Source organism: Bradyrhizobium sp. USDA 4506, from assembly GCF_054058795.1.
In genome coordinates this window covers 594565-620610 of record NZ_JBSSBM010000002.1, presented here as the reverse complement: position 1 = coordinate 620610, position 26046 = coordinate 594565, and the positions used below count along the sequence as shown (strand labels likewise).

Below are 26046 nucleotides of genomic sequence, written 5' to 3'. Positions count from 1 at the left end.
ATCGTCAGATGCGTTCCGGGTGAGGGGGAGCCTCCGCAACCTCAGCTATCACCGGATATGCGGAGGCAGCCCCTCACCCCAACCCTCTCCCCGTAAGAACGGGGCGAGGGAGCGCAGCGCGCTTGCGGTCGCCATTCGATCTGATCTCATCATGCTCTACCGATCTGCGCGCCTACCTCACCGAGAACGGCGCCTGATAGGGCCGGCCGAACGGCACGCCGTTGACCACGGTCTGCACCGGCTTCAGCAGCAGATTGCCGTCGCGCTTGTTGTTGCGGGTATCGACGAAGGAGACCGGGCCTTCGACGAGATCCATGATCGCGACGTCGCCGGGCGCGCCACGCTGCAGCGTGCCGACCTTCGGGGTCCGGTTGATGATCCGCGCCGGCGCCGAGGTCGCCATCGCCACCACCTGATCCAGCGACGAGCCCATCGCCAGGAACTTGCTCATCACGTTCGGCAGGAACGGAATGCCGGGCGAGTTGCCCGAGAAGACGTGGATGTCGGAGGAGATCGTATCGGGCGCGCAGCCGGCGGGGATCGCGACTTCGGCCACCGTGAAATCGAAGCTGCCGCCGCCATGGCCAACGTCGAACAGCACGCCGCGCTGCTTGGCCGCGAGCGCCGCCGGCAACAGCTTGCCCTCCTGGACGATATTGGTGAAAGCGCCGGACATGTTCGGCGCGCCGGAATAGGCGTGGGTCAGGATATCGCCCGGCCGCAGCAGATCGAGGATGTCGGACATCAGCTCCCTGGTCTCGACGCCGCCGATATGTACCATCATCCGCGCCGGCCAGCCGCACATCTCGCAGGCCTGGATGCCGCGCTTCAGCGGCTCGAGGCCGTGCTTGAAGATGACGTTTTCCGACATCCGCACCTTGACCCCGATCAGGAAGTCGGGGTTCTCGGCCAGCGCCATCGCGCAGGCTTCGACCTGGGCGTTGTCGATGTTGTAGAGCTCGGCCACCGGGAATGCCGACAGGCCGTTGTTGGCGATGTGGACGAAGGCGTAGATCCGCGCCCGCGATTGCGCGACGATGAAGCGCCGCAGCGCCGCGAGGTTGTTGACGCCGGCGTCGCCCGCCGAGACGACCGTCGTGGTGCCCTGGAATTGCACCAGCTCGTCGGCGGGAATGCCGATCGCCGATCCGTACGGGTAGACGTGGCAGTGCAGATCGACCAGACCCGGCATCACGAGCTTGCCCGACGCGTCAATGGTCCTGGCGGCGCGAGCAGCCGGGATCTCGTCTTCGATCGCCTCGATGATGCCCCAGCGGATGCCGATGTCGCGCTTGCCGCGCAGCGACTGGCTGGGATCGATGACATCGCCGTTCTTGATCACGAGGTCGAACTTGTCGTCCGGCCCCATCGCCGCAGCGGCCGGCCTCGCGATGGCTGCGGCAGCGGCCGATCCCGTCACTTTCAAAAAATCCCGGCGTGAAAATTCGCTCATGGCAACGTCCCCCCGAACATTGATTTTTATGGCGCGATGATGCGTCGGACGCAGCGGTTAGGCAAGGCCGGGAAAGCCGCCCGTGCGCTCGCTCATCGGTTGTGCGCACCAACACGCGACGGCAGCAGCGTTCGAGGCAGTTGCTGAACAAGCGTTCAGAGAAACTCCTCTGATTCCTGCGGAACGTTTCAATCTCCGTACGGTTTTCTCTTCGCTTATTTGAGGAGGATGAGATGAAAAAGATTGGCTTTGTTCTCGCGGCGGTTGGTGCGCTTGCGGTGGCCGTTCCGTCGATCGCGAGCGCCGAGACGGTCGTGATCAGACATGGCGGTCATCATCACTGGGACCGCGGCTGGGGCGCACGCGCCGAAATGCGCCATGACCGTGGCTGGCATCGCGGTTGGCATCATGGCTGGCATCACGGCCATGACCGGACGGTGATCATCAAGCGTCATCACTACTAAGGACCGACACAACGGAAAATGGCTCCTCACGGAGCCATTTTCTTTTCTGCTTCCTCAGGGCCAGCGGCCTCAATCCCACGCCGGCGCAAACCCCGGATTGACGCAGCGCATGTCCTTGGGCAGCGCCGCAATCGCCTTGCGGTCCGCGTCGTCGAGCTTGACCTTCAGTGCGTCGAGATTGGCCTTTTGGCTTTCGGCGCGCGAGGCTTTCGGAATGGCCGCCACGCCATCCTGATCGAGCAGCCATTTCAGCGCCACCTGTGCTGCGGTCGCATCATGCTTGCTGCCGATTTTCGCCAGCGTCTCGTCGGTGGCGAAGCGGCCCTGGGCGAGCGGACAATAGGCCACCAGCGGGATCGATTTCGCGGCGAGATATTTGCGCACCGGCGTCTGGTCCAGCATCGCGTGATATTCGATCTGGTTGCAGGCGATCGGCGCCTTGATGTCCTCGACCACGGTCTTGAGCAGCGCGGTGGTGAAATTGGCGACGCCGATCGCGCGGGTCCGGCCTTCCTCCCTCAGCTTCATCAGCGTCTCGAAGATGGCAGGCAGCTTCATGCTCCGCGACGGCCAGTGCACCAGATAGAGATCGACGTGATCGAGCCGCAGCTTCTTCAGGCTGGCGTCGAACGCTGTCCGGATCGCATCCGGCGCCAGGTTCTCGTGCCAGACCTTGGTGGTCACGTGCAGGTCCGTGCGCGCGACATTCGAGGCAGCGATCGCCGCCCCGATCGCCTCTTCATTGCCGTACATCTCGGCTGTGTCGATATGCCGATAGCCGAGCCCAAGCGCGCTCTCGACCGCCGCGCGGCAGGTATCGCCCTGCATGCGGAAGGTGCCGAGCCCGAGCTGCGGAAGGCTGATGCCCTGTGTCTGCAGATTTTCCATGGATAGCTCCTGACGCGTGGGAAGCCGATGCCATCGACGACCTCACGCCAGCAAATCGTTTCGTGGGAATGAAATTGGCAGGACTGCCGACACGCAGTCTGCCCGCAAACCGGCCCCTCGGGCAAGACGCCGGCAATCAAGATGTCGCGACGGATCAGAGACGGCGCTAGATGTGCTGCGCCATGATCTGGCCGGGCCGCGCGTCCGGCCGCGGCTCGATATCGACCGACCAGAGATCGTGGTTGTCGACGTCCTTCAGCGTCACCGTCATCACGCCGGTCTTGCCGTCGATGTCGACGCGGCCGAAGAATTGCAGCCCGAAGCACGGCGCGAGATTGTCGCCCTGTTCGGCCGAGCAGCCCTTCTGGTACATCGCCTTCGGGCCAAACGTGTTGTCGAGTTCGCCCGGCGACCAGGTGCCGGCATGCAGCGGGCCGGAGACGAACTCCCAGAACGGCTCGAACTCCTGGAACACCGCGCGATTCGGATCATAGTGATGCGCGGCGGTGTAGTGCATGTCGGCGGTGAGCCAGACCGTGTTGCGGACCCCGGCGCGCTTCATGAAGGACAACAGATCGGCGATCTCGTGCTCGCGCCGCGCAGGCGGGCCGTCGCCGAGCGCGACCGCATCGAGGCTGACGAGGCCGATCGGCAGATCCGCCGCGATCACCTTCCAGACAGCATCCGACGCCACCAGCTCCCGCTTCAGCCAGGCGAGCTGGCTCTGGCCGAGGATGCAGGCCTGGTCCGGATCGCCCTGCTTATTCCAGCTGGAATCGCGATAGGAACGCATGTCGATGATGAAGACGTCGAGCAGCGGCCCGTAGGGAATCTTGCGGTAGACGCGGCCATCGCGCTCCGGCATCAGCCCCATCGGCATGAATTCGTGGAAGGCGCGGCGTGCCCGTGCCACCAGGCGCGAGCTGCCGTCCGCCTCATAGCCGGTCGCATCGGTGGTGCCGAGCGGCGACCAGTCGTCGGCCACCTCGTGGTCGTCCCACTGCGCGAACATCGGCACCTCGGCGTGGAAGGCGCGGAAATTGTCGTCGAGCCAGTTGTATTTGTAGTTGCCGCGAAACTGATCGAGGCTCTGCGCGACGGCGGATTTCTCCTCGGTGACGATGTTGCGCCAGATCTCACCGTTGGGGAGTTTCTGCTCCGACGGCACCGTGCAATCGGCGTAGATGTGATCGCCGGAATGGATGAAGAAGTCCGGACGCTCGTCCAGCATGGTGCGGTAGCTGCGCAAGCCGCCGCGCGCGGGGTCGATGCCCCAGCCCTGCCCGACGACGTCGCCGGACCAGACGAACGAGACGGGACGCCGGTCGGCCGGCGCGGTTCGGAAATGGCCGACCCGGCTTTCGCCTGATGTGCCGTCGCGGTCCTCGAAGCGCACGCGATAGAACAGGTCCTGGCCCGGCGGCAGGCCGTCGAGCAGCAGCTTGGCGGTGAAGTCGCGCTCGGGCAGCGCATCGGCGGACACGGTGCGCAGGATGCTGGCGAAGCTTTCGACCGCGGCGCATTCGATGTGCATCCGCGCGGCGCGATCGGCGCGCGCCCAGATGACAGCGGAATCGCTTGCCACGTCGCCGGACTGGATGCCCGCAATCGCGGGCCGATCCGCGGTGCGGCTCAGATACGGTCTTGCCAGCGCGCCGAATCCCGCCAGCGCCGCGGTCGACGCCGAGCGCACCAGAAGCTGGCGCCGGGTGAGGCCACGCCGCCTCGCGGAGTTCGCAGTCGGCATCGAATAACCTTCGTCGAATCGCAACGAAGGTTTTGCCTGCGCTCCTTGACTCCGGCCTTACGGTTTCTTGACTCTCCGCCGACGGTTTTGCGACGGCGGGATGACTCGGGGGAGATGGAAATCGGAAAAGTTTGGAGTGCTAAGCACTCAGCCAAATCCGTCATCCTGAGGAGCGCGGAACGCGCGTCTCGAAGGATGAACGGCCCCCGTTCGTGGCCGATTCATCCTTCGAGACGGCCGCTTCGCGGCCTCCTCAGAGTCTGACTCATAAGTCACCCAACCTTACCAGCAGCGGCAAGTCTGCGGGTCAGGAGCCTGATGTGTGCAATCAGCAGCCAGGCAGCTTCGGTTGCCACCGTCGCCTCGAAGTCCTTGGCGAGGCGGCGGCATCTGCCGAACCAAGCGAATGTGCGTTCAACCACCCACCGCCTCGGCAGAAGCTGGAAGCCTTTGACGCCTTGAGGCCGCTCGACGATCTCGACAGTCCATGGACCGCAGTCTGAGAGCGCGTCGAGGAGTTGATTTCCGCGGTAGATCCGGTCGGCAAAGACGTGGCGCAGCCGGGGGAAGTTCATCCGCACGTTCTTCAGCAGCGGTACGGCGCCATGGCAGTCCTGAACGTTGGCCGGATGAACATGAACCCCGAGGAGGAGGCCATTGGTATCCGTCACGATATGCCGCTTGCGGCCGTAGATGCGCTTGCCTGCATCGTAGCCGCGCGGTCCGCCAGCTTGGGTGGTCGGCGCACTTTGACTGTCGATCACGGCTGCCGTCGGCTTCGGTGTCCGTCCAAGCTTTTTTCGCGCCCGTCGGACAAGCACGCTGACAATCCTCTGCCACCGGCCTGTATCCCGCCATCTATAAAAATAGCCCTGCACCGTCGAATAGGGCGGGAACTCCTGCGGCAACGCCCGCCACTGGCAGCCGGTCGAAACGATATAGAGGATCGCTTCGATCACACGACGCAGCTCCGTCTTACGCGGCCGGCCGCGCCGGTTCGCTCGCGGCAACAGGCGTCTGATCAGCGCCCACTCCGCATCGGTCATATCGCTTGCATAACGCAGATCGTCCCGCCGATATTGCTCCCGAGTGATCTTGGTCCAGGGCATCGTGCTCTCCCTCGAATCTCTGCAAATCCGATGGAATCACACCCCACTGAGATCACTCACCCATTTTTCAGTCAGGCTCTCAGGATGACGGATTTGATATTGGTGCGAACGCGCGCGCAAGTCGGCGTGAGACCGCCGAGCCGCCTCACCGATGCCAGTTGCAGATGCCGCCGGTGCGGCACGGCCAGGTCTGGATCCGTGTGTCGCGGGCCTCCGCATCGAGCGGGTTCGAGTGCCGGCGCGCGAGCTTGGCGCGGGCGGGCACGCGCGCTTCCGCGCGCTTCTTCTCGTGCGGCGCGGTCACCCTGGTGGTCCGCACGGCCTTCTTCGGCGCGACTTTCGGCTCCTCGACCTGCGGCTCGACATTCGCATGCTGATCGGGGCCATGGTCGGTCTTCGCCTCGACCGGAACGGGCTCGAACTGCGCCGGCGGGCCAAGCGGCTTCGGCGACAACACTGCGCGTGAAAGATCGAGGCTGAAGAACTCGCTGGGGCGATACTCGTCAGCCAACGCCACGCCGCCCCAAGCCAGGCACGCGGTACAAACGGTTGCAACAAAAGCGTTTTTCAGGACCATCAAACGGCCTCCTGAAATCACTCGAACAGAACACCCATCATGTAGGAGCCCCGGCCGCGCGAATCCAGCCGCTGGTCGCGAGCAGGGTTACCGGTCAACCAAGGCGTCCGTGGAAAGTTCCCTAGTCGCCACCTGGAGCCCTTTCCGTTCCGATGCTATCGGAACGTGACTCCAGATTCTTGTTCTGACGCGTTTTCTTAACGCGAACCGGTGGCCACTTCGCTCGAAAACGCTCTGCCCTATTCGGCCGCCTGCGCCAGCGGCTGGCCGATCGCGCGCTCCAGCCGCGCGCATTCGGTGCGGTAGCGGGCGACGTTGCCCTCCTTGATGTGGCCATAACCACGCACGAGCTCCGCAGCCTTCGCCAGCGCCACGAGGCGCGGCAAGTCGAGCGGCTTCCTGCCGTCGAGGTGACGCAGGATCATCGCCGAATACTCGACCGGCAATGCGCGCTCCATCTTGCGCTCGGCGGTATAGCCGAAGATGTCGAAGGCGGTACCGCGCAGGCCCTTCAGCCTTGCGAGCATGCCGAACGCCGTGAAGATCCACGGACCGAATTCACGCTTCTGCAGCCGCCCGGTGACGGGATCGCGCTGGGCCAGCAGCGGCGGCGCCAGCAAGACCTTCAAGCCGGAATTGCCTTGGAATTGTTCCCTCAAGGCCTTGCTGAACTCGCCATCGGAATAGAGCCGCGCGACCTCGTATTCGTCCTTGTAGGCCATCAGCTTGAACAAGCCCTTTGCGAAGGCTTCGGTCAGGTCCTGCGAGCCAGGCGCGGCGGCCGCTTCGGCGGTGCGGACGCATGCGACGTCGTCGAGATAGCGCTTGGCGTAGGCCGCATCCTGATAGTCGGTGAGGAATTTGGCGCGGAACGCGATCGCCTCGTCCAGCGTCTTCTTTGCCGGCGCGGCGCCGGCGCTCTTGAAGCGTGCGGCGCTGACCACGCGTTGCAGATCATGCGCGGCGAGCCGGCCCCACGAGAACGCGGTCTTGTTCATCTCGATCGCGGCGCCGTTGAGCTCGATCGCCTTCAGGATCGCTTCCAGCGACAGCGGGATCGCGCCGCGCTGGAACGCGAAGCCGAGCATGAAGGCGTTGGTGGCGATGCTGTCGCCCATCAGCGCCGTGGCAAGCCCGGTGGCGTCGAGGATGTCGAGATCGCCAGGCGTCACCGCGCCGTTCAGCGCATCGCGCATCGAGCTGGCTTCAAAGTCGATATCGGGATCGATCACGAAGCTCGCGGTCGGCAGGAGATCGGCGTTGACGACGGCGCGGGTGACGCCGCGCTCGGCGCGGCTCAGGGCCGGCACGCTGGTGGCGACGACGAGGTCGCAGCCGAGGATCAGGTTGGCATTGCCCGGCGCGATGCGCACCGTGGTCAGCATGTCCGCCGCCGGCGCGAGCCGGACATGGCTCATGACAGCGCCGTTCTTCTGCGACAGGCCGGTGAAGTCGAGCGTCGAGCAGGCGAGCCCCTCGACATGCGCGGCCATGCCGAGCAACGCACCGATGGTGATGACGCCGGTGCCGCCGATGCCGGTGATCAGGATGTTGTAGGGATTGCTCAACGTGGCCACAGGCGGCGTCGGCAGATCGGCGAACAACGCCTTGGGATCGGCGGCGGTGCGATCGGCCTTGCGCAGCTTGGGATCCTGCACCATCACGAAGCTCGGGCAAAAGCCCTCGATGCAGGAGAAATCCTTGTTGCAGTTCGACTGGTCGATGCGGCGCTTGCGGCCAAGCTCGGTCTCCAGCGGCTGCACCGAGACGCAGTTCGACGCCACCGAGCAGTCGCCGCAACCCTCGCAGACGCGCTCGTTGATGAAGACGCGCTTGGCCGGATCGGGGAACAGCCCGCGCTTGCGGCGGCGGCGCTTCTCGGCGGCACAGGTCTGGTCGTAGATCAGGACGGTGAGGCCCTCGATCTCGCGCAGGGTGCGCTGCACGGCATCGAGTTCGCGGCGATGATGGATGGTAGCGCCGGGCGGGAAATAATTGGCGGGATATTTGTCCGGATCGTCGGAGACGATCGCAAGCTTCCTGGTGCCCTCGGCGGCGACCTGATGCGCGATCTGCGACACCGTGAAGCCGCCCTCGGCCGGCTGGCCGCCGGTCATCGCAACCGCATCGTTGTAGAGGATCTTGTAGGTGATGTTGACGCCGGCCGCGGCCGCTGCGCGCAGCGCCAGCAAGCCGGAATGGGTGTAGGTGCCGTCGCCGAGGTTCTGGAACACATGCTCTTCGCTGGTGAACGGCGCCTGCCCGATCCAGCTCACGCCCTCCGCGCCCATATGCGAGATGGTCTGGGTGTTGCGGTTCGGCACCGACAGCGCCATGCCGTGGCAGCCGATGCCAGCCATGGCGCGGCTGCCCTCGGGGATCTTGGTCGACGAGTTGTGTGGGCAGCCCGAGCAGAAATACGGCGTGCGCTGCAGCTTCGCGGTGCCCGTGCCCTCGGCGGGGCGATCGAACGCCTCGAGTTTTGCCAAACGCTGCTCCAGCAGCGGGCTGCGGTGACCGAGCCGGCGCAGCCGCGCCACCACGGCGGCGGCGACCATGGTCGGCGTCAGCTCGCCCTCGCTCGGCAGCAAGGGAGCGCCGCTCTCGTCGCGCTTGCCGACCACCGAGGGACGCTTGGAGGCGTCCATGTTGTAGAGGATGCGGACCAGCTGGTCCTCGATGAAGCCGCGCTTCTCCTCGACGACCAGCACATCCTGCAGGCCCTCGGCGAAGGCGCGCGCTCCGCGCGCTTCGAGCGGCCAGGTCAGCGCCACCTTGTAGATGCGCAGCCCGAGCGCCTGCGCATCGGCATCGGTGATGCCGAGATCGGCGAGCGCCTGGCGCAGATCGAGATAGGCCTTGCCGGTCGCCATGATGCCGAGCCGCGCCGGCTCGGAATCCAGCACGATGCGGTCGAAGCGGTTGACGCGGGCGAAGGCCGCGACCGCCTCCATCTTGGGCCCGTGCAGCCTGCGCTCGGCGTCGAGCGGCAGATCCGGCCAGCGGATCGAGAGCCCGCCCAGTGGCATCTCGAAATCGTCGGGCATGATGATCTTGATGCGATCGGGATCGCTGACGATCGAGGCCGAGCTCTCCACGGTCTCGGAGATCGCCTTGAAGCCGACCCAGCAGCCGGAATAGCGCGACAGCGCGAAGCCGAGGATGCCGAGGTCGAGATAGTCCTGCAGCGTCGCCGGATTGACCACCGGCATCAGCGCCGAGGCGAACACCTGCTCGCTCTGATGCGCCAGGGTGGAGGATTGGCAGCCATGGTCGTCGCCCGCCAGCGCGATCACGCCGCCGTTCGGCGAGGTGCCGGCAGAATTGGCGTGCTTGAGCGCATCGAGCGAACGATCGACGCCGGGGCCCTTGCCGTACCAGATGCCGAACACGCCATCGACCTTGGCGCCGGGGAACATGCCGACCTGCTGGCTGCCCCACACCGCGGTCGCCGCCAGATCCTCGTTGAGGCCGGGGACGAAGGCGATGTCATGTTCCCTGAGAAAGGATTTCGCCCGCCAGAGCGCGTGGTCGTACATGCCGAGCGGCGAGCCGCGGTAACCGGAGATGAAACCGGCGGTGTTCAGCCCGTGCGCGCGGTCGCGTTCGCGCTGCAACATGGGCAATCGGACCAGCGCCTGGGTACCGGAGAGGAAGATTCGTTTCGTATCCAACCGGTACTTGTCGTCCAGTCCAACTTCCATCAACGCCATCAGTTTCCCCGTCAGTCAGCCACGCCGGTCCGAACCGGTCTGATTATCTTCCGAAATGATCATGCATCAGCATGCACTGATTTTGTTATGCATGAACAGCCCCGTTCCATGGCCGCAGCACATATCTCATGTTGCGCATGCGAGGCCTTGTTGCCGCTGCAAGGCTTGCCGAACCCCGGCATCTTTGAAACGGTGGCGCGCAAAGGGAGACCAAGGATGATTACAGTCGAATCCGCGTTCACGACGGAAATCGTGGAGAACGGCGATCTGCTGGTGGGTCCCTGGCGCAGCCCGAAGCAGATGCTGCAGGCCCAGACCTACGATTCCCATGCCTCGATTCACGACGATGCAACCGCGCAGAAGCTCGGCTTCCGCGGCGGCACGATCGAGGGACCGACCCATTTCAGCCAGTTCGCGCCGCTGTGCGAGCGGATCTGGGGCCGCGCCTGGTTCATGACCGGATGCCTCTCGACGCATTACCGCAACCCGGTGTTCGAAGGCGAAGAAGTGCAGGCCCAGATCGAGAAGCCGAAGCCGGGCCAGACCGTTTGCACGATCGGGATGGTCAAGCGCGACGGCACCGAGATCCTGCGCGGCACCGCCTCGATCGATGGCAACGGCAGCGAGACGGCGCTCAGCCACCGGCTCGGCGAATTGAAGCCGCTGACCGATCCCGTGATCCTCGCCGACATCAAGGTCGGCATGAAGACGCCGCGACAGGCGATCAAGATGGATTTCGACCAGAACATGGGCGATCTCTATCCGTTTTCGCTGGCCGAAAAGCTCAAGGTGATCACCGAGCCTTCGGACTATTATTCGCTGGAGCACAATCCCTGGGGCCGCGCCATCATCCCGATGGAGATGCTGAGCGTGCTGTTCCAGTACCGCGCGCGCGAGGACCGGCTGCCGGTCCGCGGCCCCGCCGTCGGGCTGTTCGCCGACCAGGAGATTCGTCTTCTGCGCGGGCCGCTCTTCCCCGGCGAGACCTATTGGGTCGAGCGCGAGGTCGTGGCGCTTTCCGGCAGCAAGCGCACCGAGAGCATGTGGGTGCGCTCGACTGTGTTCGATGCCGACAACGCCGTGGTCGCAACGATGCTGCTCAACGGCGCCAGCATGAAGGACTCCTACGCCAACTACGCCAGCGAGCACAAAGCCCTCTACGGCTGAAACAACAGCCGCCTCTTCCGCAAGCCGCCGAAAAAAGGACAACAACAATGGCCCGCCTGCCCTATCTCGAAGCCGATCAGGTCGCCCCCGAATATCGCGACATGCTCAAGCGCAACACCAATCTGCACAAGCTGCTGGTGAACTCGCCGGACATGGCGCGCGCTTTCAACGGCGTCGGCGGCTATATCCGCTTCAAGAGCAAGCTTGATCCGCGGCTGCGCGAGCTCGCGATCCTGCAGGTCGGCTGGCTCGAGCAGTCGGAATACGAATTCACCCACCATGTGAAGATCGGCAAGGAGTTCGGCGTCACCGACGAGGATATCCAGAGCCTGATCGCGGAGACCAAAGGCCAGCCGTCGAAGCTCGAGCCGATGGCGAAAGCGATCCTCAAGGGCGCCCGCGAGATGGTGCGCGGGCTCGCGATGTCGGAGGCGACCTTCGCCGAGATTAAGCGCGAGCTGTCCGACGAGCACATGACCGACCTCGTGCTGACGATTGCGTTCTACTGCGCGGTGGTGCGGGTGCTCGCCACCATGCAGATCGACAACGAGCCTCACTACAAGGAGGTACTGCAGCAGTACCCGCTACAGAGAGTGAAGTAAGATGCGCCTGCAAGATCGCGTCGCCATCGTCGTGGGTGCCGGCCAAAGCCCCGGCGAGGGCATCGGCAACGGCCGCGCCACCGCGCTGACCTTCGCGCGCGAAGGCGCCAGGGTGCTGTGCGTCGATCACAATCTGGCATCGGCGCAGGAAACCGTCGACCTGATCGCGGCCAAGGGCGGCACTTCAGTCGCCTTCAAGGCCGATGTCACCAAAAATGCCGACATCAAGGCGATGGTGGCGGATGCACATGGCCGCTGGGGCAGCGTCGACATCCTGCACAACAATGTCGGCGTCAGCCTCTCCGGCGGCGACGCCGAACTGCTGGACATAACAGAGGAGGCGTTCGATCGCTGCGTGGCGATCAATCTGAAGAGCTGCATCCTGGCCGCCAAGCATGTGATCCCGATCATGCGCACGCAGCAGCGCGGCTCGATCATCAACATCTCGTCGATGGCCGCGATCACGACCTATCCTTACGTCGCCTACAAGGCGACCAAGTCGGCGATGATCGCCTTCACCGAACAGCTCGCCTACCAGAATGCGCAATATGGCATTCGCGCAAACGTGATCCTGCCGGGATTGATGAACACGCCGATGGCGGTGGACACCCGCGCCCGCGAATTCAAGAAGAGCCGCGCCGAGGTCGAGGCCGAGCGTGACAGCAAGGTGCCCCTGCGTCACAAGATGGGCACCGGCTGGGACGTCGCCAATGCCGCGCTGTTTCTCGCCTCCGATGAAGCGAACTTCGTGACCGGTGTCACGTTGCCGGTCGATGGTGGCGCAAGCGTGCGGCGCGGTTAATCGAGACGGTTAACCCGTGTGACAATTTGGGATTAATCACTGTGACGAAATCACGCGTCATTGCGCCGCAATGATTCGAGAAAATTGAAGTATTCCAATGACACAGCGATGTGACGACGCGTCCACATAAATCGAAATCCTGACTCGTTGTGGTCGCACGAAATTCATCTGCGCTCTGTATCTCGCACGCCAAGAACTTCTGGAGTGCCTGGACCGATGAGCGAAGAATTCGAACTCAGACCCGATCAATGGGATGCGCTGAAAGCGCTGCGGGCTCCCGCAGCAAACCCTACCCGGCTGAACCGGTTTGCCGTCGAGAGCCTGATCACGCTCGGCTATGTTGCGGTGCGAGGAGACTCGTTTGAGCTGACGCCCGCGGGCCGCAAGGTGCTGGTCCGCGGTTCGTCACTGTTGCTGCTCGATATCGCAGCCTGATTCCGTTCGAAGCTGACATCAAGCTTACACACGCGGCATCATGCCGCGTGTGCTTTTCCAGGGATGGTCGTCTCGCCGTGCTGCGTCAGCGGCTTCATCCCGGTGAGGCTGCGCAGCAGCACGTAGAACACCGGCGTTAGGAACAGGCCGAACACCGTGACGCCGATCATGCCGGAGAACACCGCAACGCCCATCGCGCGCCGCATCTCCGAGCCCGCGCCGGTCGACAGCACCAGCGGCAGCACGCCCATGATGAAGGCCATCGACGTCATCAGAATCGGTCGCAGCCTTAAGCGACTCGCCTCGATCGCGGCACGGATCGGTGACCGCCCGGCGAATTCGAGCTCGCGCGCGAACTCGACGATCAGGATGGCGTTCTTGGCCGACAATCCGACCAGCACGATCAGGCCGATCTGGGTGAAGACGTTGTTGTCGCCCTTCGACAGCCAGACCCCGAACATCGCGGCCAAGAGCCCCATCGGCACGATCATGATGATCGAGAGCGGCAGCGCCAGGCTCTCATAGAGCGCGGCGAGCACCAGGAACACCAGGAGGATCGCCAGCGGAAACACCCAGATTCCGGAGTTGCCGGCGATGAACTCCTGATAGGTCAGGTCGGTCCATTCGAAAGCGAATCCGGGCGGCAGCACTTCGGCCGCGATCCGCGTCGCCGCCTCCTGGGCCTGGCCGGAGGAATAGCCCGGCGCGGCAGCCGCGTTGATGTCCGACGACAGGAAGCCGTTGTAGCGGATCGCGCGTTCCGGACCCGCGCTCTGGCGGACCTTCAGCAACGCCGACAGCGGCACCATGTCGCCCGACGACGAGCGCACCTTCAACTGCCTGATGTCGTCGGCACGCGCGCGGAACGGCGCGTCGGCCTGCACATAGACCGAGTAGGTGCGGCCGAATTTGTTGAAGTCGTTCACATAGTAGGAGCCGAGATAGATCTGCAGCGTGTTGAAGACCTCCGTGACGGGCACGCCGAGCTGGAGTGCCTTGGTGCGGTCGATATCGGCGAACAACTGCGGCACGTTGACCTGGAAGCTCGAGAACACGCCGGCAATTTCCGGCGCCTTCTGCATCGCCGCCATGAACGCCTTGGTCGCGTCGTTCAGTGCTTCATAGCCGAGGCCGGCGCGGTCCTCGATCTGCAGCTTGAAGCCGCCGATGGTGCCGAGGCCGTTGACCGGCGGCGGCGGGAACATGGCGATGAAGGCGTCCTGGATGCCGGCATATTTCTTGTTGAGCGCCGCCGCGATCGCCGGACCGCTGAGCGAGGGATCCTTGCGCTCGTCGAACGGCTTCAAGGTCGAGAACACGATGCCGGCGTTGGAGGAGTTGGTGAAGCCGGAGATCGACAGGCCGGGGAACGCCACCGAGCTTTCGACGCCGGGCTGGGTCAGCGCGATGTCGCTCATCTTGCGGATCACTTCCTCGGTGCGGTCGAGCGTCGCGCCATCGGGCAGCCGCGCAAAGCCGACCAGATACTGCTTGTCCTGGCCCGGCACGAAGCCGCTCGGCACCTGCTTGAACAGCACGCCGGTCAGGCCGATCAGCAGCACATAGAGGCCGATAACCACGGCCTTGCCGTAGATCACCTTGGTGACGGTGCGGCCGTAGTTCTCGGAGGACTTGGTGAAGACCTTGTTGAAGCCGCGGAAGAACCAGCCAAGCGACCTTTCCATGATCCGGGTCAGCCAGTCCTTCGGCTCGTGATGCCCCTTCAGCAGCAGCGCCGACAGCGCCGGCGACAACGTCAGCGAGTTGATCGCTGAGATCACGGTCGAGATCGCGATGGTCAGCGCGAACTGCTTGTAGAACTGTCCGGTGAGGCCGGAGATGAAGGCCAGCGGCACGAACACCGCGATCAGGACCAGCGCGATCGCTATGATCGGGCCGGACACTTCGCGCATCGCCTGGTTGGTGGCATCGCGCGGCGACAAGCCGGACTCGATGTTGCGCTCGACGTTCTCGACCACGACGATGGCGTCGTCGACCACGATGCCGATCGCCAGCACCAGGCCGAACAGACTGAGCGCGTTGATCGAGAAGCCGAACACATGCATCACCGCGAAGGTGCCGACGATCGACACCGGGACCGCGATCAATGGGATGATCGAGGCGCGCCAGGTCTGCAGGAACAGGATCACGACCAGCACGACGAGGGCGACCGCCTCGAGCAGCGTGTGGATGACAGCCTCGATCGACGAACGCACGAATTGGGTCGGATCGTAGACGATCTGGTAGGACACGCCTTCCGGCATGTTCTTCTTGATCTCGGCCATCGTGGCACGGACATGGTCGGAGATCTCCAGCGCATTCGACCCCGGCGCCTGGAAGATCGGGATCGCGACCGCCTGCTTGTTGTCGAGCAGCGAGCGCAGGCCGTATTCGGAGGCGCCGAGCTCGACCCGCGCGACGTCGCGCAGCCGCACCACCTCGCCTGCCGAACCCGTCTTCACCACGATGTCGCCGAACTGCTCCTCGGTCGAGAGCCGTCCCTCGGCGTTGACGGAGAGCTGGAGGTCGATGCCCTTGACGCTGGGCGAGGAGCCGACCACGCCGGCGGCGGCCTCGACGTTCTGGGCCTGGATCGCGCGCACGACGTCGCTCGCGGTCAGCGAATGCTCGGCGGCCTTCTGCGGGTCGACCCAGACCCGCATCGAATAGTCGCCGGCGCCATAGAGCTGGACGTCGCCGACGCCGTCGATCCGCGCCAGCCGGTCCTTGACGTTGAGCACCGCGTAGTTGCGCAGATACGTCATGTCATAGCGGTTGTTCGGGGACAGCAGATGCACGACCATGGTGAGGTCGGGCGAGCTCTTTTTGGTGATGATGCCGAGCTGGCGCACCACGGCCGGCAGGCGCGGCTCGGCCTGCTGCACGCGGTTCTGCACCAGTTGGGTCGCCTTGTCGGGGTCGGTGCCGAGCCGGAACGTCACCGTCAGCGTCATCGCGCCGTCGGTGGTCGCCTGGCTCGACATATAGAGCATGCCTTCGACGCCGTTGATCTGCTCCTCGATCGGGGTCGCGACCGTCTCGGCGATCACCTTCGGATTGGCGCCGGGATAGGTCGCGCGCACCACGACCGACGGCGGCACCACGTCGGGATATTCCGAGATCGGCATCGCCAGCAGCGAGATCAGGCCGGCCAGGAAGATCAGGATCGAAAGCACGCCGGCGAAGATCGGCCGGTCGATAAAGAATTTTGAGAGATTCATGGCTCCGCCCCCGCGTGCAGCGCCTAGCGCTGCACGACGTGCTGGTTGGTTTCAGTGGATGCCTGCTGCATGCCGCGCGCGCCCATTTCGGCGACTTCCATCTTCAGGAGTGCGCCGGGACGCACGCGCTGCAGGCCGTTGACGACGATGCGGTCGCCGGATTTCAGGCCGGCGGTGACGATCCGCAGGCCATCGACCGCGCCGCCGAGCGTGACGGAGCGATAGACCGCGCGGCTGTCGTCGCCGACCAGCATGACGAACTTCTTGTCCTGGTCGGTGCCGACGGCGCGCTCGTCGATCAGCACCAGCGTCTGCTGCTTGGGCTGGCCCATGCGCACGCGGGCGAATTGCCCCGGGATCAATCGGCCGTCATCGTTCTTGAACACGGCGCGGACTCGGATGGTGCCGCTCTGCCCGTTGACCTGGTTGTCGATGAGCTGGATGTGCCCCTTGGCGCTGAGGCCGCCCGACGTCACCATGTCGACCGGAATCTGGTCGAGATTGCCGCGCTTGCCGGAGGCATCCGCGATCGAGTTCAGCGCGCGCAGCACGACTTCCTCGTCGGCGTCGAAGCTCGCATAGATCGGATTGACCGAGACCAGCGAGGTCAGGACCGGCGAGGATGTGCCGGCGGCGACGAGATTGCCGACGGTGACCTCGATCCTGCCGACCCGGCCGTCGACCGGCGCCCGCACCTCGGTGTAGTCGAGATTGAGTTTGGCCGTCTGCAGCGCGGCCTCGGCGGCCTTGACGTTGGCGACTGCCTCGCGATTGGCATTGTCGCGCTGGTCGAAATCGCGCCTGGTCACGATGTTGTTGCCAACCAGCTGCGCGCCGCGCTCGACTTCGCTCGTGGTGAACACGACGCGGGCCTTGGCGGCCTCGAGCTGCGCCTGGGCGCGATCGACCTCGGCGGCGTAGGGCGCGGGGTCGATCTTGAACAGGATGTCGCCGGACTTCACCAGCGCGCCCTCGGTGAAGTTGGTCGAAAGGATCGCGCCCGCCACCCGCGGCCGGAGCTGAACCCGGTCGACGGCTTCGAGCCGGCCCGAGAAGTCATCGAACAGCGTGGTCGGCCGCGGCTGGATCACGGCAACGGTGACCGGGACCGCCGGCTCGGGAGCCGCGGCAGTCGCGGTCGCCTGTGCGGCATGAAAATAGTGGCCGGTCGCGATCGAACCGGCCACCGCGAGGGCGCCAAGGATCACGATACCGCCGACGACACGTCGGAAGCGGCCGGAACGGGGATTTTGGATTGACGAAGGCATTCACGCGCTCCAGATATCTGTAGTGTTCGCTACAGATGTGGAGCTGGACGCCGGTTCGCAAGATACTTATGTATCGAGCACTATGAATTTCTTATCTCATTCATGGGGAAATGGGAAGTCGCGGAAAAACATCACGTGCAACAAGAGGATAAGCCAGGGACAATCCGTCATAGAAACGGCACCCGGCTTACGGAGCAACGAAAAATGGGAATGGGACGCCCCCGCGCTTTCGACGCGGACGCCGCTTTGGACCAGGCCATGGATGTGTTCTGGCGCCATGGTTACGAGGGCGCGACGATCGCGCAGCTCACCGAGGCGATGAATATCAATCCGCCCAGCCTCTATGCCGCCTTTGGCAGCAAGGAGGGTCTGCTGAAGGCCGCGCTCGACCGCTACACCGAGAAGCGCGACGCCTGGATGGAAAAGGTTTTGGGCGCCTCCACCGCCCGAGAGGTGGCCGAACGATTTCTGATGGAGCACGCGGACGCCCAGACCGATCCCGCCAACCCGCCCGGCTGCCTGCTGGTCCAGGGCGGCCTTGCCTGCGGCACCGGCTCGGAGAATGTTCCATTTGAACTGGCAGCGCGCCGCACCCGAACGGAGGACCAATTGCACGAGCGTTTTGTCCGCGCGAAGGCCGAACGCGACCTGGGCGAAAGCGCCGATCCGGCCACCCTTGCCCGCTATCTCTCCGCGGTGACATCAGGCATGTGCGTGATGGCTTCCTCGGGCGCCGACCGCAACGCGCTGCGTGAGATTGCAGCGGTGTCGCTGAAGGCGTTTGATGAGCAGGCGAAGGGGTAGAGCGGTTGAAGGGGTAGAGCGGTTCACGTCAAGCGCCTGCGGCCCCAACGACGTTGGGAGTGACCGGCGATGAAGCATTGGATCGGCTGGCTGCCGGGTCTCACCACGCTGCGTCGATATCAAGCGGCGTGGCTCCCACACGACATCGTCGCCGGGCTGGTGCTCGCGACCATGCTGGTCCCGGTCGGCATCGCCTATGCGGAGGCGTCCGGCCTGCCCGGCATCTACGGGCTCTATGCGACGATCATCCCGCTGCTCGTCTACGCGCTGTTCGGGCCGAGCCGCATCCTTGTCCTTGGGCCGGACTCGGCGCTTGCGGCCATCATCCTCGGCGTCGTCGTTCCGCTGTCTGGCGGCGATCCGATGCGTGCGGCAACCCTGGCCGCCATGATGGCGGTCGTCTCCGGGACGATATGCATCGTCGCGGGTATCGCGCGGCTGGGATTCCTGACCGAGCTTCTCTCCAAGCCGATCCGCTACGGCTACATGAACGGCATTGCCCTGACCGTGCTGATCAGCCAGCTGCCAAAGCTGTTCGGCTTTTCCATTGAAGGCGATGGACCTCTGCGCAGCCTCTGGGCGGTCATCGGAGCAATCGTCGACGGAAAGACGAATTGGGCGACCCTCGGGATCGGCCTTGCGACGCTGGCGGTGATCCTGCTGCTCGCCCGGAACAAGCGGTTGCCCAGCATTCTCATTGCCGTCGTCGCCGCGACGGTCGTCACCGGGGTTCTCGATCTCGGGGCCCGCTTCGGCGTGACGGTCCTGGGTTCGCTTCCCCAGGGCTTACCAGGATTTGCCATTCCCCGGATCGGCTATGGCGACATCGTGCAGGTGCTGATCGGCGGCTGCGCCGTCGCGCTGGTGTCGTTCGCCGATACCAGCGTCCTGTCGCGCGCCTATGCGGGACGATTGGGCGATCGCGTTGATCCCAACCAGGAGATGGTGGGGCTCGGCGCGGCCAATCTGGCGGCCGGCTTCTTTCAGGGCTTTCCGATCAGCAGCAGCGGATCGCGAACGCCCGTTGCGGAAGCTGCCGGAGCGCGCACGCAATTGACCAGCGTCATCGGCGCGCTGGCCATCGCCTTCCTGCTGCTGATAGCGCCGAATTTGCTGCAGCACTTGCCCAACGCCGCGTTGGCCGCCGTCGTCATCGCCGCTGCGCTCGGCCTGTTTGAGATCGGCGACCTCAGGCGAATCTACCGCATTCAGCAGTGGGAGTTCTGGCTATCGATGGTCTGCTTCGTCGGCGTGGCCGTGCTAGGGGTGATTCCCGGAATAGGCCTCGCCATCGTGCTCGCCATCGTCGAATTCCTGTGGGACGGCTGGCGGCCGCATTCCGCCGTGCTGGGCCGCGCCTCCGGCGTGAAGGGCTATCACGACATCACGCGATACCCGGATGCGCGCCAGATCCCCGGGCTGGTGCTGTTCCGGTGGGATGCGCCGCTGTTTTTTGCCAATGCCGAGTTCTTCAAGGAACGCGCGCTGGACGCCGTGGCAAAATCCCCGACGGCGGTGCGCTGGCTGGTGGTCACGGCCGAGCCGGTCACCAGCGTGGACGTCACCGCGGGCGATGTTCTCGCCGAGCTCGACGAGGCGTTGCACGCACAGGAGATCGAGCTGTGCTTTGCCGAGCTCAAGGATCCCGTCAAGGACAAGCTGAAGAAATTCGGCCTGCTGGCGCAACTTGGCGAAAACAACTTCTTCCCGACCATCGGCGTCGCCGTTGCGCGCTACCTCGAGATCAATGCTGACGTGACCTGGGAAGACTGGGAAGACCGGGCCGAGGCCTAAAGCGCGATGGGTTCAATCGTCAGCGCGCTATAGCACTTTTGTTTGAGCATGCAAACGCTTCGCGTTTGTCGCAGGGAAAACCGCTTCGCACTTTTCCGGATCATGCTTCCCAGCCGTCCGGGCGCATCACCACATCGTCTGCCGCGCGCGCTCCGGCCATTCCCGATCGTATTTTTCGCCGCCGACCGTGTGCTCGCTCATCTCGGCGAGGATCTGGCCCGGCGTCGGCAAGACCTTCGGATCGACCCGCTTGTCCGGATTCCAGAGATCGGAGCGCACGATCGCGCGCGCACACTGGAAATAGATCTCCTCCACATGCATTACGATCACCGTGCGCGGTGCCTTGCCTTCCATCATGAAGGAGGCGAGCAGCTCCGGTTCGGCCGTGACATAAGCGCGGCCGTTGACGCGCAGCGTGCTGCCTGAGCCCGGAATCAGGAACAGCAAACCGACGCGGGGATCGCGAACGATGTTGCGCAGCGAATCGCAGCGATTGTTGCCGCGGCGATCCGGCATCATCAGCGTCTTCGCATCATGGATGCGCACGAAGCCCGGCAGGTCGCCGCGCGGCGAGCAATCGAGCCCTTCGGGGCCTGCGGTCGCAAGCGACACGAACGGCGACTTCTCGATGAGCACACGATAGAGCGGCGTCACGTGATCGGCGACCTTCACGGTCGACGCGTCGTTCGGGAAGCCGTAGATCGCCTCAAGTTGCTCGACCGTTTCGATCACCGACATTCGTGCCGTTCTCCTTTGGTTGCTACTCGTCCCAGCGTTCGCCCTTGATGATGCGGACAAGCTGTCGCGCATGATAGTCGGCGGTGCCGGAATTGACGATGGTGAAATCGGGCGTCGACGTGCTCTCGTCGACGGTGCGGGCCAGCCGCCGCTCGATAAGACCGTCGCTGCTGCGCGCCCGCATTGCGAGCCGCGCGGCCAGCACATCGGGCGGCGCCGTGACTAGCACCACGACAGCGTTGGCATAGTTGCGGCGCGCCGCGGCGATCACGGTGCGCGAGACGTTCGCGATCACGGTGCGTCCGGCGCCGATATCGTCGTTGATCGACCGCGACAGCGCGTAGCGATGGCCGTGCGCTTCCCAGTGCATGGCGTAGTCGCCGGCGGCTACCGCGCGCTGGAAGCTTTCCGCGCTGACCTCCTCATTGTCCTCCGACGCCGAGGCCTGGCGGGTGATCAGCCGGCGCGGAAACACGACATCGCGATCACCGCCACAGGCCGCCTTGGCGAACCCCAGCAGCGTATCCTTGCCGGCGCCGCTCGGGCCGACCACCAGGATCAGCCGGCCGGGACCGATTCCGGCGCGCCGGTCGGCGACGACGGATGCATCGGTCATGCGACCCTCCCCCCTTCGCGCCAGACGCTGCGCACGACAGGCAGATCGCGCGCGACGTGCACACGGATCAGGTCGGCGCGCCGGCCGACCGCGATCTCGCCGCGGTCGTTGAGCCCGACCGCCTCGGCCGGCGTCTTGGTCACGGTGCGCACGGCGGAAGCAAGATCGATCGCCGGCACATGCCGCGGCAGCTGCAGCGCCGCCATCAAAAGGCTGGACGGGATGTAGTCCGACGACAGGATATCGAGCATGCCCTCATTAGCGAGATCGACGGCCGCAATGTTGCCGGAGTGCGAGCCGCCGCGCACCACGTTCGGCGCGCCCATCAGGATGTCGATGCCGGCGGCGTGCAGCCCGCGCGCGGCTTCCATCGTGGTCGGGAACTCCGCGACCGCGACCTTGTCGTTGACGGCGTCGACCACGTTCTCATCCGTGGTATCGTCGTGGCTCGCCAGCGGGATCCGGTATTCATGCGCCAGCGCGACGATCGCGCGGGTGTTCGCCACCGCATATTCCTTCTGATAGGCGAAGCGCCGTGCGAACAGCACGTCGAGCTGGGCGTCGGTCATGCCGCCGCCCTTGCCGCGATAGTAGTCGCGCAGCTTGACCTCGTCGCGGAACTGGCGCTGGCCCGGCGTGTGGTCCATCAGCGACATCAGCCGCACGTCCGGCCGGTCGATCAGTTCCTTGGCCTCGGCAACCACGTCCGGCATCGGGACCTCGCAGCGCAGATGCAGGAAGTGATCGGCGCGCAGCAGATTCTCCTCGCGCGCCGCCGCAATCGCCGCCGCCAGCACGCCGGCGCGGCCGTCGACATCCTCGGCGCCATCCTCGCGCCAGACCCGCAGCGAATCCAGCACCGTGGTGATGCCTGAGGTCGCGAGCTGACCGTCATAGGAGATCACGGCCGCGACCGGATTCCAGAACACCTTCGGCCGCGGCACATAGTGCATCTCGAGATGATCGGTGTGCAGCTCGATCAGCCCGGGCATCAGGAGGTCGCCGCCGGCATCCTCGGCGGCCTCGGGCGCTCTGCCCTCGCCGAACTCGGCGATCTTGCCATCAGCGATCGCGACCCAGCCCTGCTCGATCACGCGATCGGCGAGGACCAGCCGGGCGTTGCCGATGATGGTGTCTTGCTTGGCGGTCATTTCAAACGATCCTTCAGGCAGCAGCCGCGAACGAGGTCACATCGACGATGCGGTCGGCGATCAGATGGCGGATTTCGTCGTCATGGACAATCGCGACCATCGCGACGCCCTTGGTCTTTTTTTCCGCGATCAGCTCGACCACCACTGCGCGATTCGCCGCATCGAGCGAAGCGGTTGGCTCGTCCAGCAGGAGGATCGGCAGGTCCGAGATGAAGCCGCGCGCGATGTTGACGCGCTGCTGCTCGCCGCCGGAGAAGGTCGAGGGCGGCAAGGTCCACAGCCGCTCCGGAATGTTGAGCCGGCGCAGCAGCTGGCCGGCGCGCGCGCGGGCCTCCTCGCGCGCCACGCCGTTGACGATCAAAGGCTCGGCGACGACGTCGATCGTCGCCACCCGCGGCACGGCGCGCAGGAACTGGCTGACATAGCCGATGGTCGAGCGGCGGATGCTCAGCACCTGGCGCGGCTCGGCGGTGGCAAGGTCGACAACCTTGCCGTGATGGCGGATGCCGATCCGGCCGCTGTCGCAGCGATAGTTGCCGAAGATCATCTTCAGGATGGAGGATTTGCCGGCGCCCGACGGGCCCGACAGCACCACGCACTCACCCGGATCGGCGTGGAACGAGACGCCGCGCACCACGGGCAGTTCGACGCCGCCCTGCAGATGCATGGTGAAGGTCTTCTCGGCGTTGGCAAGTTCGATCATCGCGGTCATTGGCACGCTCATGGCGGAAGAATCGAGGAAACGAGCAGCTGCGTATAGGGCTCACGCGGATCGTCGAGCACCTGGTCGGTGAGGCCGGTCTCGATGACGCGGCCGCCCTTCATCACCATCACGCGATGCGAAAGCAACCGCGCCACCGCCAGATCGTGGGTCACGACGATCGCGGCAAGCCCGAGCTCGCTGACGAGGTTGCGCATCAGGTCGAGCAGGCGGGCCTGCACCGAGACGTCGAGGCCGCCGGTCGGCTCGTCCATGAACACCAGCCGCGGCTCGGTGACGAGGTTGCGGGCGATCTGCAGCCGCTGCCGCATGCCGCCGGAATAGGTCTTTGGCGCATCGTCGATGCGGCCGGTATCGATCTCGACCCGCTCCAGCCAGGTCGACGCGGTGTCACGGATGCGGCCGTAATGATTCCAGCCAACCGCCATCAGCCGCTCGCCGACATTGGCGCCGGCCGAGACGCCCATGCGCAGCCCCTGCGCCGGGTCCTGGTGCACGAAGCCCCAGTCGGTGCGAAACAGGAAGCGCCGCTCGGCCTCGCCGAGTTCAGCGAGATCGCGCAGCACGCCGTCGCGCATCCGGTAGCACACCCGGCCCGCGCTCGGCGCGAGCTGCGCCGAGAGCAGCTGCAGCAGCGTCGACTTGCCCGAGCCGGACTCGCCGACGATCGCCAGCACCTCGCCGGGATAGAGCGCGAACGAGACGTCGCGGCAGGCCGCAAGCCGGCCGTAATTCTTGGCAAGCCCCTCGGCCACCAGCAACGGCTCGTCGTTGTCGAGGCTCGAGAGCTCAGACATGCGCCTTCTCCTTGTGCGGCGCTGCGCTCTCGGTGCCGTGATGGCCGGCGGCCTGGCGCTGCTCGCAGAAGTCCGTGTCGGAGCAGACGAACATCCGCCCGCCCTTGTCGTCGGTGACGATCTCGTCGAGATAGGAATTGTCGGCGCCGCACAGCGCGCAGGGCGCGTTGAAGCGGTAGCGCGTGAACGGGTGATCCTCGAAGTCCAGCGACACCACGGTGGTGTAGGGCGGGATCGCGTAGATGCGCTTCTCGCGGCCGGCGCCGAACAGCTGCAGCGCCGCGCAATTGTCCATCTTCGGATTGTCGAATTTCGGCGTCGGCGACGGGTCCATCACGTAGCGCGCGTTCACCTTCACCGGATAGGCGTAGGCGGTGGCGATATGGCCGAAGCGCGCGATGTCCTCGTAGAGCTTGACGTGCATCAGCCCGTATTCGGCGAGCGCGTGCATGCGCCGCGTCTCGGTCTCGCGCGGCTCGAGGAAGCGCAGCGGTTCGGGGATCGGCACCTGATAGACCAGCACCTGCCCGGCATGCAGCGACGCCTCTGGAATGCGGTGCCGGGTCTGGATCACGGTCGCGTCGGTGGTCGAGGTCGTGGTCGCGACACCCGCGGTCTTGCCGAAGAACTTGCGGATCGAGATCGCGTTGGTGGTGTCGTCCGAGCCCTGGTCGATCACCTTCAGCACGTCGTCGGGACCGAGGATCGCGGCCGTCACCTGCACGCCGCCGGTGCCCCAGCCATAGGGCATCGGCATCTCGCGGCTCGCAAACGGCACCTGGTAGCCGGGGATCGCGATCGCCTTGAGGATCGCGCGGCGGATCATCCGCTTGGTCTGCTCGTCGAGATAGGCGAAATTGTACGTCGGCGCGTTCATTCCGCGGCCTCCTGCATTTCCACGGCCTCGTTGGCTTCCGCGAACTCCTGCCGCAGCTTGCGCAAGAGACCGAGCTCGGACTGGAAGTCGACGTAGTGTGGCAGCTTGAGATGCTCGACGAAGCCGGTCGACTGGACATTGTCGGAGTGCGACATCACGAACTCCTCGTCCTGCGCCGGCGCCGCCGCCTCCTCGCCGAGCTCACGCGCACGCAGCGCGCGATCGACCAGCGCCATCGACATGGTCTTGCGTTCGCTCTGCCCGAAGGCGAGGCCATAGCCGCGGGTGAAGCACGGCGCCTCAGTCGTCGAGCCCTTGAACTGGTTGACCATCTGACACTCGGTCAATTCGATCGAGCCGAGCGGCACGGCAAAGCCCGCGTCCTCGGCGAAGAACTCGACCTCGACCTCGCCGAAGCGGATCTCGCCGGCGAACGGGTGATTGCGACCGTAGCCGCGCTGCGTCGAGTAGCCGAGCGCGAGCAGGAAGCCCTCATCGCCGCGCGCCAGGTTCTGCAGCCGCAAATCGCGATCGGCCGGAAAGCTCAACGGCTCGCGCGTGAGGTCGCCGACCGGCGTGTCGCAATCTGCCTGCGGCGAGGATTCGATTAGACCGTCACGGCCGAGAATGTCGGTCACCCGCGGCGTGGCGGCCTGCGAGGCCTCCGCGGTCGCCGGCTGCTCCGGCACAAAGCCTTCCGCGAGCTGCGGATCGAGCAGGCGATGGGTGTAGTCGAAGGTCGGCCCCAGGATCTGGCCGCCCGGAACGTCCTTGAAGGTCGAGGAGATCCGCCGCCGCACCTGCATCTCGCCGGTGTTGACCGGCTCGGTGGCGCCAAAGCGCGGCAGCGTGGCACGGAAGGCGCGGACCAGGAAGATCGCCTCGATCATGTCGCCGCGCGCCTGCTTGATCGCGAGCGCCGCGAGCTCGCGGTCGTAGAGCGAACCTTCGGTCATCACGCGATCGACGCCGAGCGCGAGTTGCTCGGAAATCTGTGCCAGCGTCACCTCGGGCACCTCGCGGTCGCCGCGCCGCTCATGCGCGAGCAGACGATGGGCGTTCTCGATGGCGCGCTCGCCTCCCTTGACGGCTACATACATCG

General features: G+C 65.1%; 22 protein-coding genes. 7 read left to right on the top strand and 15 right to left on the bottom strand.

Going from position 1 to position 26046, the window contains the following annotated elements; all coding sequences use genetic code 11:
* Positions 1–172: 172 nt before the first annotated feature.
* Positions 173–1453, bottom strand: coding sequence for an amidohydrolase family protein (locus ACVIHF_RS05300; protein ID WP_253587669.1), 1281 nt, complete (start codon positions 1451–1453; stop codon positions 173–175).
* A gap of 233 nt (positions 1454–1686) precedes the next feature.
* On the opposite strand from ACVIHF_RS05300, the gene ACVIHF_RS05295 reads away from it, so the two are divergent.
* Positions 1687–1917 carry a hypothetical protein gene (locus ACVIHF_RS05295; protein WP_050387960.1) on the top strand — a complete coding sequence of 77 codons (231 nt, stop codon included), beginning with the start codon at positions 1687–1689 and terminating at the stop codon, positions 1915–1917.
* A 69-nt stretch (positions 1918–1986) separates the two neighbouring features.
* On the opposite strand, the gene ACVIHF_RS05290 is transcribed toward ACVIHF_RS05295, so the two are convergent.
* The 5 genes from ACVIHF_RS05290 to ACVIHF_RS05270 all read right to left on the bottom strand — a co-directional run bounded on the left by ACVIHF_RS05290 (position 1987) and on the right by ACVIHF_RS05270 (position 9951).
* Positions 1987–2805, bottom strand: coding sequence for an aldo/keto reductase (locus tag ACVIHF_RS05290; RefSeq protein WP_456791847.1), 819 nt, complete (start codon positions 2803–2805; stop codon positions 1987–1989).
* A gap of 166 nt (positions 2806–2971) precedes the next feature.
* Complete coding sequence (locus ACVIHF_RS05285; RefSeq protein ID WP_253603149.1) at positions 2972–4552, bottom strand: alkaline phosphatase D family protein; 1581 nt, start codon at positions 4550–4552, stop codon at positions 2972–2974.
* A 272-nt stretch (positions 4553–4824) separates the two neighbouring features.
* Entirely contained in the window at positions 4825–5661 is an 837-nt protein-coding gene (locus ACVIHF_RS05280) for an IS5 family transposase (RefSeq protein ID WP_253605076.1), read from the bottom strand.
* A 145-nt stretch (positions 5662–5806) separates the two neighbouring features.
* A complete protein-coding gene (locus ACVIHF_RS05275; protein WP_225161659.1) occupies positions 5807–6238 on the bottom strand; it encodes a hypothetical protein in 432 nt (143 codons plus the stop codon).
* Positions 6239–6477: 239 nt separating this feature from the next.
* The gene (locus ACVIHF_RS05270) at positions 6478–9951 is read right to left on the bottom strand and encodes an indolepyruvate ferredoxin oxidoreductase family protein (protein ID WP_456791846.1); all 3474 of its coding nucleotides are present in this window, start codon (positions 9949–9951) and stop codon (positions 6478–6480) included.
* Positions 9952–10167: 216 nt separating this feature from the next.
* On the opposite strand from ACVIHF_RS05270, the gene ACVIHF_RS05265 reads away from it, so the two are divergent.
* The 4 genes from ACVIHF_RS05265 to ACVIHF_RS05250 all read left to right on the top strand — a co-directional run bounded on the left by ACVIHF_RS05265 (position 10168) and on the right by ACVIHF_RS05250 (position 12957).
* Positions 10168–11118 (top strand): hotdog family protein, encoded by a 951-nt coding sequence (locus ACVIHF_RS05265; RefSeq protein WP_253603153.1) that lies wholly within the window; start codon positions 10168–10170, stop codon positions 11116–11118.
* Positions 11119–11165: 47 nt separating this feature from the next.
* The gene (locus tag ACVIHF_RS05260; RefSeq protein ID WP_253603155.1) at positions 11166–11720 is read left to right on the top strand and encodes a carboxymuconolactone decarboxylase family protein; all 555 of its coding nucleotides are present in this window, start codon (positions 11166–11168) and stop codon (positions 11718–11720) included.
* Position 11721: 1 nt separating this feature from the next.
* Complete coding sequence (locus tag ACVIHF_RS05255) at positions 11722–12522, top strand: SDR family NAD(P)-dependent oxidoreductase (protein WP_253603156.1); 801 nt, start codon at positions 11722–11724, stop codon at positions 12520–12522.
* Between the two features lie 216 nt (positions 12523–12738).
* Positions 12739–12957, top strand: a complete 219-nt coding sequence (locus ACVIHF_RS05250) for a hypothetical protein (protein WP_168857210.1) — start codon at positions 12739–12741, stop codon at positions 12955–12957.
* A gap of 38 nt (positions 12958–12995) precedes the next feature.
* Here ACVIHF_RS05250 and ACVIHF_RS05245 read toward each other — a convergent pair whose 3' ends face one another.
* Both ACVIHF_RS05245 and ACVIHF_RS05240 read right to left on the bottom strand, forming a co-directional pair.
* Positions 12996–16178, bottom strand: coding sequence for an efflux RND transporter permease subunit (locus ACVIHF_RS05245; protein WP_076828993.1), 3183 nt, complete (start codon positions 16176–16178; stop codon positions 12996–12998).
* A 23-nt stretch (positions 16179–16201) separates the two neighbouring features.
* Entirely contained in the window at positions 16202–17446 is a 1245-nt protein-coding gene (locus ACVIHF_RS05240) for an efflux RND transporter periplasmic adaptor subunit (protein WP_253603158.1), read from the bottom strand.
* Between the two features lie 204 nt (positions 17447–17650).
* Here ACVIHF_RS05240 and ACVIHF_RS05235 point away from each other — a divergent pair, with 204 nt between their 5' ends.
* The gene (locus ACVIHF_RS05235; protein WP_050387852.1) at positions 17651–18250 is read left to right on the top strand and encodes a TetR/AcrR family transcriptional regulator; all 600 of its coding nucleotides are present in this window, start codon (positions 17651–17653) and stop codon (positions 18248–18250) included.
* 69 nt (positions 18251–18319) lie between these two features.
* Complete coding sequence (locus ACVIHF_RS05230) at positions 18320–20044, top strand: SulP family inorganic anion transporter (RefSeq protein ID WP_456791845.1); 1725 nt, start codon at positions 18320–18322, stop codon at positions 20042–20044.
* A 126-nt stretch (positions 20045–20170) separates the two neighbouring features.
* On the opposite strand, the gene ACVIHF_RS05225 is transcribed toward ACVIHF_RS05230, so the two are convergent.
* The 7 genes from ACVIHF_RS05225 to ACVIHF_RS05195 are packed head-to-tail and all read right to left on the bottom strand — an operon-like array spanning position 20171 to position 26044.
* Entirely contained in the window at positions 20171–20782 is a 612-nt protein-coding gene (locus tag ACVIHF_RS05225; protein WP_057015434.1) for a pyridoxamine 5'-phosphate oxidase family protein, read from the bottom strand.
* 22 nt (positions 20783–20804) lie between these two features.
* Complete coding sequence (gene phnN / locus ACVIHF_RS05220; RefSeq protein WP_456791844.1) at positions 20805–21398, bottom strand: phosphonate metabolism protein/1,5-bisphosphokinase (PRPP-forming) PhnN; 594 nt, start codon at positions 21396–21398, stop codon at positions 20805–20807.
* Positions 21395–22549 (bottom strand): alpha-D-ribose 1-methylphosphonate 5-triphosphate diphosphatase, encoded by a 1155-nt coding sequence (locus ACVIHF_RS05215; protein ID WP_456781404.1) that lies wholly within the window; start codon positions 22547–22549, stop codon positions 21395–21397. Before ACVIHF_RS05215 ends, phnN begins: the two co-directional genes overlap by 4 nt.
* Before the next feature lie 13 nt (positions 22550–22562).
* Positions 22563–23261 (bottom strand): phosphonate C-P lyase system protein PhnL, encoded by a 699-nt coding sequence (gene phnL / locus ACVIHF_RS05210; protein ID WP_225646316.1) that lies wholly within the window; start codon positions 23259–23261, stop codon positions 22563–22565.
* Positions 23262–23269: 8 nt separating this feature from the next.
* The gene (phnK, locus tag ACVIHF_RS05205; protein WP_028339544.1) at positions 23270–24067 is read right to left on the bottom strand and encodes a phosphonate C-P lyase system protein PhnK; all 798 of its coding nucleotides are present in this window, start codon (positions 24065–24067) and stop codon (positions 23270–23272) included.
* On the bottom strand, positions 24060–24944 hold the full coding sequence (locus ACVIHF_RS05200; RefSeq protein ID WP_016846424.1) for an alpha-D-ribose 1-methylphosphonate 5-phosphate C-P-lyase PhnJ: 885 nt from the start codon (positions 24942–24944) through the stop codon (positions 24060–24062). The genes phnK and ACVIHF_RS05200 overlap by 8 nt, the downstream gene beginning before the upstream one ends.
* A complete protein-coding gene (locus ACVIHF_RS05195) occupies positions 24941–26044 on the bottom strand; it encodes a carbon-phosphorus lyase complex subunit PhnI (RefSeq protein WP_057015440.1) in 1104 nt (367 codons plus the stop codon). The genes ACVIHF_RS05200 and ACVIHF_RS05195 overlap by 4 nt, the downstream gene beginning before the upstream one ends.
* Positions 26045–26046: the final 2 nt, after the last annotated feature.